The 2129-nt window shown below is 76.0% G+C and carries 3 protein-coding genes; 2 read left to right on the plus strand and 1 reads right to left on the minus strand.

Going from position 1 to position 2129, the window contains the following annotated elements:
- Window positions 1-51: 51 nt before the first annotated feature.
- The gene (locus tag CCE02nite_RS20245; protein WP_141391377.1) at window positions 52-1008 is read right to left on the minus strand and encodes an ArgP/LysG family DNA-binding transcriptional regulator; all 957 of its coding nucleotides are present in this window, start codon (window positions 1006-1008) and stop codon (window positions 52-54) included.
- A gap of 52 nt (window positions 1009-1060) precedes the next feature.
- Between CCE02nite_RS20245 and CCE02nite_RS20250 the strand changes: the two genes are divergently transcribed.
- Both CCE02nite_RS20250 and CCE02nite_RS20255 read left to right on the plus strand, forming a co-directional pair.
- Entirely contained in the window at window positions 1061-1738 is a 678-nt protein-coding gene (locus CCE02nite_RS20250) for a LysE/ArgO family amino acid transporter (protein WP_141391378.1), read from the plus strand.
- A gap of 256 nt (window positions 1739-1994) precedes the next feature.
- Window positions 1995-2129: FAD-dependent oxidoreductase (locus CCE02nite_RS20255; protein ID WP_141391379.1), on the plus strand; the 135-nt coding region annotated here is incomplete at its 3' end.

Raw genomic sequence — 2129 nt, forward strand, 5'->3', positions numbered from 1 at the left:
GACGCCGTGCGGGCTCTCGCGGGCGTCCGAGGGACGGGCTGCCGCCGGACGTCAGGGGGCGCCGAGCGCGGCACGAGCGGCACGCGCGACGGCCGCCGCGAGGCGGTCGAGCGACGTGGAGTGCAGCCGCCACTGCTGCCAGTGCTGCGGCACGTCCATGGCCCGGGCGTCGTCGAAGCCCACGAGGCGCCCCGCGCGCTCGGCCCGGGCGCTCTGGAGGTCGGGGAGCATGCCCCAGCCCATGCCGAGCTCGATCGCGCGGCGGAACTCGTTCGACGCGGGGACGTAGTGGCGGGGAGGGTCGATCGCTGTTCCCGCCGCTGTCCCGGCTGCACACTGCGCGCGCAGCCGCAGGTAGCGCTCCTGGAGGTCGTCCTTGCGGTCGAACGCGAGGACGGGCGCGCGCGAGAGCGCGGCGGCGGTCGGGCCGTCCGGGAACCAGCGCGCGGCGAACGCGGGGCTCGCCATGGGTCGGTAGCGCATCTGGCCGAGCAGGGTCGAGCGGCACCCCGGGACGGCGTCGGCGACCGAGCTGACGGCCGCGACCGCCGTCCCGTCGCGCAGGAGGCCGACGGAGTGCTCCTCGTCCTCGCGCAGCACCTCGAGCCGGGCCCACGCCGACGCCTCCACGAGGGCCGGCAGCGCCCACGTGGTCATCGCGTCGCCGGAGACGACGAGCGTGATCTCGGGCAGCGGCGCCGCGCTGCCGTCGTCCGCGGCCGGGTCGCCCGCAGGCCGTCCCGCAGCCCCGATCCCCAGCTCGGCGAGCACGTCCGCCTGCTGGAGCGCGAGGTGGCGCGCGTGCCGCACGAGCACCTCGCCCGGCGGCGTGAGCTCGGCGGGCTTCCCGCGCCGCACGAGCACCTGGCCCACGGCCGACTCGAGCGCGCGCACGCGCTGGCTCACGGCGGACGGGGTGACCCCGAGCCGGTGGGCGGCGGCCTCGAACGTCCCTTCGGCGGCGATCGCGGCGAGCGTGCGGAGCTGGTCGGGCTGGAGATCCACCATGAAGCAGATCTTAAGGAAGTGCAGAATCTTTCGCTGTACTTCACCTCGCCGGATGCCTACCGTCGAGGGCGTGCTCGCCGCTCTCTCGCCCCTCGCCGCCGGTCTCGCCGCCGGGCTGTCCCTCATCGTCGCGATCGGGGCGCAGAACGCGTTCGTGCTGCGCCAGGGCCTGCGCCGCGAGCACGTCCTGCCCGTCGTCCTCGTCTGCGCGCTCTCCGACCTCGTCCTCATCGCCGCCGGGACGGCCGGGCTCGGCGCGCTCGTGACCGGCGCGCCCGCGCTGCTCACCGTGGTGCGCTGGGGCGGCGCCGCGTTCCTCCTGACGCTCGCGGCCCTCGCCGCCCGCCGCGCGATGCGGCCCGGCGGGCTCGACGCAGCGTCCGGCGAGGTGTCCGGCGCCGGCGCGACGAGCGCACGGTCGGCCGTCGGGACGTCGCTGGCCCTCACGTGGCTCAACCCGCACGTCTACCTCGACACCGTGCTGCTCCTCGGGTCGCTCGCGGCGGGCTACGCCGCCGCGCACGCCGGGGGAGCGGGTGACCCCGACGCCGCCCGGTGGCTCTTCGGGGCGGGCGCGATGGTCGCGAGCGTCCTGTGGTTCGCCGCGCTGGGCTTCGGGGCACGGCTGCTCGCGCCCGTGTTCGCCCGCCCCGGCGCGTGGCGCGTGCTCGACGGCGCGATCGCCGTCGTCATGGCGACGATCGGGGTGTCGCTCCTGCTCGGCGGCTGACGCGGCGCGTCCTCAGGACGCCGCCCAGACCCCCGGCTCGTTGCCGCTCGGGTCGAGGAGGTGGAACCGTCGGCCGCCGGGGGCTCACTTCTTACCGCTGGTGCGGTGAGCTCGGCCAGAGCCAGGCACCCGTGGTGCGCGCGCGACGGATCGCCGATTCCCGCCGAGGCGATCTGGGGCGGCCCCTGCCGGGACTCTTGCCCGTCGACGTCGCCCGACCTTGCGCGCGTATATCGATGGGTGTCAACATAGACACATGTCGATACAAGACGTGGTGATCGTGGGTTCGGGGCCGGCGGGGTACACCGCGGCGATCTACGCGGCGCGCGCGGGCCTGGCCCCGCTCGTGCTCGCGGGCTCCGTGACCGCCGGCGGTGCGCTGATGAACACG

Source organism: Cellulosimicrobium cellulans, assembly GCF_006539945.1.
In the GTDB taxonomy this organism is placed as follows: domain Bacteria; phylum Actinomycetota; class Actinomycetes; order Actinomycetales; family Cellulomonadaceae; genus Cellulosimicrobium; species Cellulosimicrobium cellulans.